Annotated in this window: 7 protein-coding genes; all 7 read left to right on the top strand. The window is 48.6% G+C overall.

The genetic code is table 11. The features are described from left to right. Positions 1-117 precede the first annotated feature (117 nt). Positions 118-954, top strand: a complete 837-nt coding sequence (locus tag G1ANC_RS02870) for an undecaprenyl-diphosphate phosphatase (RefSeq protein WP_129693518.1) — start codon at positions 118-120, stop codon at positions 952-954. Between the two features lie 20 nt (positions 955-974). Beyond that, entirely contained in the window at positions 975-1,706 is a 732-nt protein-coding gene (locus tag G1ANC_RS02865; RefSeq protein WP_129693517.1) for an ABC transporter ATP-binding protein, read from the top strand. Beyond that, positions 1,706-3,073: an ABC transporter permease gene (locus tag G1ANC_RS02860; protein ID WP_129693516.1), complete on the top strand. Its 1,368-nt coding sequence runs from the start codon at positions 1,706-1,708 to the stop codon at positions 3,071-3,073. The genes G1ANC_RS02865 and G1ANC_RS02860 overlap by 1 nt, the downstream gene beginning before the upstream one ends. A gap of 80 nt (positions 3,074-3,153) precedes the next feature. Next, positions 3,154-4,401, top strand: coding sequence for a serine--tRNA ligase (gene serS, locus G1ANC_RS02855; RefSeq protein ID WP_129693515.1), 1,248 nt, complete (start codon positions 3,154-3,156; stop codon positions 4,399-4,401). After that, positions 4,401-5,528 carry a dihydroorotate dehydrogenase (quinone) gene (gene pyrD, locus G1ANC_RS02850; protein ID WP_129693514.1) on the top strand — a complete coding sequence of 376 codons (1,128 nt, stop codon included), beginning with the start codon at positions 4,401-4,403 and terminating at the stop codon, positions 5,526-5,528. The genes serS and pyrD overlap by 1 nt, the downstream gene beginning before the upstream one ends. Before the next feature lie 45 nt (positions 5,529-5,573). Beyond that, positions 5,574-5,951 (top strand): ribosome hibernation-promoting factor, HPF/YfiA family, encoded by a 378-nt coding sequence (gene hpf / locus G1ANC_RS02845; RefSeq protein WP_164997998.1) that lies wholly within the window; start codon positions 5,574-5,576, stop codon positions 5,949-5,951. A 94-nt stretch (positions 5,952-6,045) separates the two neighbouring features. After that, positions 6,046-8,152, top strand: a 2,107-nt coding sequence (gene secA / locus G1ANC_RS02840; protein WP_129693512.1) for a preprotein translocase subunit SecA, incomplete at its 3' end; no start/stop codon positions are given.

Below are 8,152 nucleotides of genomic sequence, written 5' to 3'. Positions count from 1 at the left end.
CTTTCTGTATAACTTATAGCAAAAAATCACGCTTATGTCAACATTTTTAGTGTAAAAAGGGCAAAAATAGCTGAGATTTTTGCCGAGACGGCTGCAGATGCTATACTATTAAATATTATGGAATGGTGGCAGGCTATCATATTGGGTATTGTCGAGGGAGTAACGGAGTTTTTGCCAGTGTCGTCGACCGGGCATTTGACGATTGTCGAGAAATTGATGGGTATGCGGATCAACGACCCGAGTTTGACGGCTTTTACGGCTATTATTCAAATTGGCGCTATCGCTGCAGCGATAATTTATTTCCGAAATGATATTTGGCGAGTGCTAAGCGCTTGGTGGCGCGGTCTGTGGTGGAAGCGGGCGCGCCGGCAGTTTGACTACAAATACGGCTGGGCGATTATTATTGGATCGCTGCCGATTGCGGCTATCGGTTATGCTCTCAAAAATGAGGTCGAGACAGTGCTGCGCAGTTTATGGTTTGTGGCCTTTGCGTTGATTGGCTGGAGCCTGGTGATGTGGCTAGCCGACAAATGCAGCGCTGTGCGGCGCGGCGAGCGGCAGACAACTTGGCGGGATACACTGGCGATTGGTTTGGGGCAGTGTTTGGCGCTAATTCCGGGCGTGTCGCGTTCGGGGGCGACAATTTCGGTGGGGCTGTTTCGCGGTTTTGATCGGGTAACGGTGACGAAATTAAGCTTCTTCCTGGGTATTCCGGCTTTGGTGGCGGCAGGTTTGTTGGAGGCGATGACTGCTTACAAATATATTGGCGGCGGTGTTGGCTGGGTGTCGACAATTTTGGCGACAGCGGTGGCTTTTGCGGTTGGCTATTGGTCGATTGCTTGGCTGTTGAAATTTGTCGCCCGTAATGACTTTTCGTTGTTTATCCGGTACCGCATCGGTTTGGGCGTGATGATTATGTTATTGCTAATGACTGGCGCGATAACGGCAATATAAATTAATAAAGAAAGAGTGCAATGATTGAGGTCAAACATATTACCAAAATATACGGCAAAAAGAAGAATGCTTTTACGGCGCTGGATGATGTTAGCTTGAATATTGAAGAGGGCTCGAGTGTGGCTATTTTAGGTAAGTCCGGTAGTGGCAAATCGACGCTGATGCATGCGATTTCCGGGCTAGACAAGCCGCAAAAGGGCAAGGTGCTAATTGACGGCGAAGACATTTTGCGGCTGAAGCCGCGGGCTACTGACAAATTCCGGGCGCAGAAGATGAGTTTTATCTTCCAGAGTTTCTTCGTCGAAGGCGGTGAGAGTTGTTACGATAATGTCAGTTTGGCGTTAGAGACGGCGGGCGTGGCAAGAATCGGCCGTAAGAAACGGATTATTGAAGCTCTGGAAGCGGTTGACTTGGGCGATAAGATTAAGTCGCGTGCCAAAGACCTTTCAGGCGGGCAAAAACAGCGTTTGGCGATTGCTCGGGCGATTGTCGGTCGGCCGCAAATCTTATTTGCTGATGAGCCGACTGGTAATCTTGACTCGGCAACTTCAAAAGTGATTGAGGATTTGTTGTTTAATTATTGTAAAGAAAACAACGCTACGCTAATTATCGTGACCCACGATGAAGATTTAGCGCAAAAATGCCAGCGGGTGATTCATATCAAAGACGGTAAAATCGAATCGGACTCTATTGCCAAGAAATCAGCTGCTAAAAATAAGTCGACTAGCAAGCTTACAGAGGAGGAAAAATAATGAAAACTACTGATATCGTTGCTAGAGCCGGCCGTAATTTGCGCCGCGCTAAAATGCGGACAATCTTGACAAGTGTAGCTATTGCTGTCGGCGGCTTCGCGATTATGGCTAGCCTGATGGTAGGGGAGGGCGCTAGGCAATATGTCGACCGGATTATTAACAGTAATATTGATCCAAATGGCTTAATCATTTCTAAGGACAAGCGGGTTACTACTGCTGGATCAGCGGTAGGCGGTAGAAGCGAATTAACTGAATATAATCCTAATGCGGCGTCGTATTATGGTCAAGAGTATGACACGCTTACTCAGAGTGATATTGAAAAATTGCGCCAGCGCAAAGATCTTAAAAATGTTGAGCCGAACTATCAGCTGCGGCCAAAATATGTAGTATTTAGCGTGAAGAATGATAAGAAATATGTAGCCCAAGTTATGATGCGAGATAATACCCTGCAGTTAGAATCTGCAGCTGGCCGCGAGATTAAGTCGGGAACAAAGCTGACACCAGGCGAGGCGATTATACCAGAGAGCTACACTGAGAAACTGGGCAAAACAGCGTCAGAAATGGTTGGCTCGACGCTAACAATTACAGTTAACCAACAGCCGCAGCAGACTGACACTGAGACGATTCAAAAGGCGTATATTGAGAAGGGCGAAGAGGGTGTCAAAGAGCTTCTTGGCGGTAAGACGCTAAATAAGCAATTCAAAATTGTAGCGGTTGTCAAGAAATCGCCAGACCAGATGGCTAGCCGGCCAAATCTGTATATCGATTCGAGCGATGCTAAGGAATTAACAGACTTTAGTACTGCTGGAACTGATGCTTATCAAAAGTATATTTTTGCCAATGCGACAGCCACGGGCGGTAAAACTCCCGAGGAAGTTCGCGATAACTTGAAAGATGCCGGTTATCCGTCGATGACTTCGAAAGACGTGCAGAGTATGATTTTTACTTTCGTAAATATTTTGCAAACTATTGTGATGGGTTTTGGTATTTTGGCTTTGGTGGTGAGTGTGTTCGGGATTATTAACACTATGTATATTTCGGTGCTCGAGCGGACGCAGCAGATTGGTCTGATGAAAGCTCTGGGCGCGTCAAAACGTGATATCGGGCGGTTGTTCCGCTACGAAGCAGCTTGGGTTGGCTTTTTGGGCGGTATGATCGGCGTGCTAGGTGCTTGGGGTGTCGGTACGCTAGCGAACCCAGCTATTTCTAAAGCATTGGGTCTAGGCAAGCACGATTTGCTGATTTTCCAGCCGCTAGACGCTGTTGTTGTAGTGTTGTCTCTGATGTTGGTGGCAATTGTAGCTGGTTGGTTGCCGAGCCGCAAGGCGGCGAAACTTGACCCGATTGAGGCGCTGCGAACAGAATAACTTATAATAACATAGCTCTTTGCGGATACATCGGGTAGGCCCGTATGGTGTACGGTACCACGAGATGATATACTAATGTTATGCTAGATATTCGCTATATTCGAGAACATGCCGATCGCGTGCAGGAATCGGCAAAAAATAAAGGCTACAATGACGTATCGATTGCTCGTTTGTTAGACACTGATGAGCAGCGACGGCAATTGCAGCAGCAGGTTGATGAATTGCGCACGCAGCGCAACGAAATTGCTAGCCAGATGAATGGCGGTAAACCAGCGCCAGAATTAGTCGAAAAAGGCCGGTCGCTGAAGGGAAAGCTAGCAGAATTAGAAAGCGAATTGCATGATGTTGACGCTGATTTCCAAGCGCAGATGGACGCAGTGCCTAATATAACGCTTGATGACGTGCCGCTTGGCGGTGAAAAGGACAGCGTGGAAGTTAAAGAGTGGGGCGATAAACGCCAGTCTGCTGAGGATCATTTAGCTTTTGCAGCTGGTCGCGATTGGCTTGACTTTGAACGCGGCGCCAAGGTGGCTGGCACGAAATTCTACTACATCAAGGGCGATTTGATGCTGCTAGAGAATGCGATTTATCAGTATGCGCTGAATCTGTTGATTTCTAAAGGATTTACTCCGATGACGGTGCCGCACATGGTGTCGGGCCGAGTGGCGCGCGGTTCTGGCTTTGCCCCGAAGAGCGACAAGGAAAGTAATGAGTATTTCATTGACGGCGGAGATGTCATGCTGATTGGCACGGCTGAGGCGCCGCTGACTGGCTTTCATGCTGACGAAATCATCGACGAGAAAAATCTGCCGCTGCTCTATGCTGGCTATAGCCCTTGCTACCGTAAAGAAGCGGGTGCGGCTGGCAAGTTTAGCCGCGGACTGTTCCGCGTGCACCAGTTCAATAAGCTGGAAATGTATATTTTTTGTACGCCAGAACAATCAGCTCAAATGCACGAAAAGATCTTGTCGATCGAGGAAGAAATTTGGCAAAACTTAGGCGTGCCGTACCATGTGGTGAATATCGCGGCTGGCGACCTCGGTGCGCCAGCAGCCAAAAAATATGATATTGAATACTGGTCGCCAGTTGATAATCAGTATCGTGAATTAACTAGCTGCTCGAACTGTACTGATTTTCAGGCGCGTAATCTCAATATTCGCGTGCGCCGCAGCGACGGCTCGCTGCAGGTACTGCACACGCTTAATGGTACAGCGGTGAGCTTGGCGCGCTCGCTAGTAGCAATCATCGAGAATTACCAGACCGATGACGGTAAGCTGCGCGTACCAGAGGTACTGCGGCCATATCTGGGTAATCGCGAGGAATTGTGATGAAGCGAGTGGTTCGCCAAGTCTCGCGCAGCGGTTACCAGAAACTTGCTAAACCGTTGCTTTTTCGACAACACCCAGACAAAGCGCATGAGGGTATGATCAAAGCGGCGCGAGCACTGCACCGAGTGCGCGGCGAGAATATTTTGCGGGTGTGGAATTATCGAAATTCGCGGCTTGAGCAGGAGATCTTAGGCCTAAAATTCAAAAATCCGCTAGGGATGTCGGCGGGGCTGGACAAGAACTTCGACTTGCCGCCAATAGCTAAGCGGATTGGCTTAGGTTTCGAAATTGGCGGTTCGACTACTGCACAGGTTTGTGCTGGTAATCCGCGGCCGTGGTTTCGCCGCTTACCGAGCGAGAAATCGATTGTAGTTAACGTCGGCTTGGCAAATAACGGAGTCGCTCGCAATATACAACGGATTAAGCGGTATCCGCGGCGGCTGTGGCGCGATTTCCCGTTGAGTGTGTCAGTTGCTAAAACCAATAATCCCGAAAATGTTAGCGATAGCGAAGCGATTGCCGACTATTGCCAAAGTTTGCGCCAGCTAGAGGCAGCTGGTTGCGCGCCGTTGTACGAAATCAATATTAGCTGTCCGAATACTTATGGCGGCGAGCCGTTTACGACGCCAGCGCGGCTGGATAAATTATTGACGGCGGTAGATGACTTGCGTTTAACGCGGCCAATTTTCGTTAAGATGCCGACAGATAAAAAGTGGCCGGAATTTATGAAGCTGCTAGCAGTAATTGATCGGCATGAGATTGCCGGTTTAACGATTGGCAATCTAGTCAAGGACCGCTCGGCGCTGCGTAATTCAAAATTGCTGGATAACGAGATCAGGGGAAATCTCAGCGGCCAGCCGGCGCGGGAGCTTACTACTGGCTTAATTTTCAAAACTTATGCCAAATACCGCGATCGTTTTGTGATTATCGGTGTCGGCGGCGTGTTTACTGCCGAGGATGCTTACGAGAAGATTTGTGCTGGTGCGAGCCTGGTGGCTATGGTGACGGCGCTAATGTTTGAGGGGCCGCAGGTTGTCGGCGAAATTAACGAAGGCCTGGTTAAGTTGCTCGATCGCGATGGCTTTCAGAATATTACTGAGGCGATTGGTAGCGCTCACCGCGGCTAAATGCTATAATTAAAATACATTATCGGTTTAACGAAAGGGGTCAAAGTGATTGCAGATATTGATATAACTGGCGTAGGCGGCTACGTTTTGGATGAACCGACGAGAAAGTATATTAGCAAGAAAATCGGCAGATTAGATCGCTTAGTGACGCGGCATGCTCGCAAAACTATGAGTGCTTCGGTGAAGATCGAGGAAGTCAATCGCGATAACGGCAACAAATATGAAGTCGAAGTGATTATTAACGTGCCGGATCAGGTTATCAAAGCTAAAGATTCGACAATGAACGTTATGGCGGCAACTGACATCGTCGAGCGCAAGCTAGCCGGGCAGCTTCGCAAGTACAAGCAAAATTTGTTAGCTCACGTCGGCCGGCGCGATATACTGGCGCGGTTCAAACGCGGTTTTGACCGCGAAACGCAGTAGCGATTTAGTAGCAGCCTCTTCCAAAACTCCCCGAAAACAGTTATAATTAGGGGAGTTTTTGGAAAATACCTGAAAGTGAGGGAAATTTGACGTTATGGCGATAACACAACAGAAGGTGCTGACGAAGGTTTTCGGTGACCCGCAGAAGCGGATTTTGCGGCGTTTACAAAAGAAAGTCGACGAAATCAATGCGCTTGGCCCGAAATACAAGAAACTATCTGACAAGGAATTGGCTGGCCAAACCGATGTTCTGCGCAAACGTTTGCAGAAGAAATCTGTGACGCTTGATACGATTTTGCCAGACGCTTTTGCGGTGGTGCGCGAGATGGCCGATCGGACAATCGGCGAGCGCCATTACGATGTGCAGCTGATTGGTTCAATGGTATTGCATGAGGGTAGCGTGGCCGAGCTGAAGACTGGCGAGGGTAAAACTTTGATGTCGACGCTAGCAGCCTACTTGAATGCGCTTGAAGGCAAAGGTGTACATGTTGTAACTGTCAATGATTATCTAGCGCAGCGTGATGCTGGTTGGATGGGGCAAATTTATAATGCGTTAGGCTTATCGACTGGTGTGATCATCAATGAGGCTTCATTCTTATACGACGAAAATTATGACAATGAGGCGCATACCGATCCGCGCATGAAGAAGCTTCGTCCGTGCACCCGTAAAGAAGCTTACCAGGCAGATATTACTTATGGTACTAATAATGAATTCGGCTTTGATTATTTGCGCGACAACATGGTTAACGATATCGAGCTTGTGCGCCAGCGCGATTTGAATTTTGCGATTGTCGATGAGGTGGACTCGATTCTGATTGACGAAGCGCGGACGCCGCTAATTATCAGTGCGCCGGCCTCTGAGAATCCAGACAGCTATTATCAATTTGCCAAGATTGCGGCGAAGTTGACGCCAGAAGATTATACCTTGGAAGAGAAACGCAAGCAGGTCGCGCTGACCGACGAGGGCGTCGAGAAAGTCCAAAAAATGCTGGGTATAAAAAACTTATACACTCCAGAGTATGTGCGCAGCGTTTACCACATGGATCAAGCTTTGCGGGCGCAAACGCTGTTTCATCGCGACAAAGACTATGTGGTGACAAACGATGGCGAGGTGATAATCGTTGACGAGCACACTGGTCGGCTCAAGCAAGGCAACCGTTATAGCGAAGGCTTGCACCAGGCGATTGAAGCCAAAGAAGGCGTACCAGTATTGCAGGAAAGCATGACGCTAGCGACGATTTCCTTTCAGAATTACTTCCGACTGTACAAAAAACTTAGCGGTATGACTGGTACTGCTTTCACTGAGGCTGAAGAGTTTCAACAAATTTATTCGCTTGACGTAGTGGTGGTGCCTCCGAACAAGCCAATTACTCGCCAGGACCATCAGGACTTGATCTACAAGACCGAGAAAGGCAAACTGAAAGCAGTAGCTCAAGCGATCAAAGAATATCACGATGAAGGCCGTCCGGTGTTGGTTGGCTCTGGTTCAATCGCTAAAAACGAAATGATCGCCAAATATTTGGATAGCGAAGGTATTAAGTACGAAATTCTAAATGCCAAGAACAACGAGCGCGAAGCAGAGATTATCTCGCATGCTGGCGAAAAGGGCGCAATTACGCTAGCTACTAATATTGCTGGGCGCGGCACCGATATTAAACTTGGGCCGGGCGTCAAAGAACTGGGCGGTCTAGTGGTCATTGGTTCAGAGCGCCACGAATCGCGCCGAATTGACAATCAGCTGCGCGGCCGCGGCGGCCGGCAGGGAGACCCAGGCGACACTCAATTTTACGTTTCGACCGAGGACGATTTGATGCGTATCTTTCAGGGCGAGCGGATTGCTAATGTGTTGGAACGCCTAGGTGTCGATGAGGAGACAGCGATCCAGAATCGTGCCGTCAGCAAGACGTTGGAGGCAGCGCAGAAGCGAGTCGAAGGCTATAACTTTGATACGCGCAAAAATGTTGTTCAGTACGACAACGTCATCAACCGTCACCGCCGCGTGGTGTATGTCATGCGCCGCAAGATTTTGGAAGGCGACAACATTAAGCCAGAAATTGAACGCTTGCTCAAAGAAAAAGTGAATGATTCAGCACAGTTGCCACTGAAAAATAACCCTAACTTTGTCAAAGAATTTTCTACCGTCATTCCTGTTGACGAAGATGCACTCACGAAGGCTGGCTCAGAGAAAAAAGACAAATCTC

The sequence above is a fragment of the Candidatus Nanosynsacchari sp. TM7_ANC_38.39_G1_1 genome (genome assembly GCF_004138385.1).
The sequence above is the reverse complement of the archived record's forward strand: the minus strand, read 5'-3'. Positions and strand labels throughout refer to the sequence as shown.

What these genes read in the sequence shown, in the direction of transcription:
- G1ANC_RS02865 (WP_129693517.1), top strand. Translation starts at nt 975, where the DNA reads ATGATTGAGGTCAAACATATTACCAAAATATACGGCAAAAAGAAGAAT.
- serS (WP_129693515.1), top strand. Translation starts at nt 3,154, where the DNA reads ATGCTAGATATTCGCTATATTCGAGAACATGCCGATCGCGTGCAGGAA.
- G1ANC_RS02860 (WP_129693516.1), top strand. Translation starts at nt 1,706, where the DNA reads ATGAAAACTACTGATATCGTTGCTAGAGCCGGCCGTAATTTGCGCCGC.
- G1ANC_RS02870 (WP_129693518.1), top strand. Translation starts at nt 118, where the DNA reads ATGGAATGGTGGCAGGCTATCATATTGGGTATTGTCGAGGGAGTAACG.
- pyrD (WP_129693514.1), top strand. Translation starts at nt 4,401, where the DNA reads ATGAAGCGAGTGGTTCGCCAAGTCTCGCGCAGCGGTTACCAGAAACTT.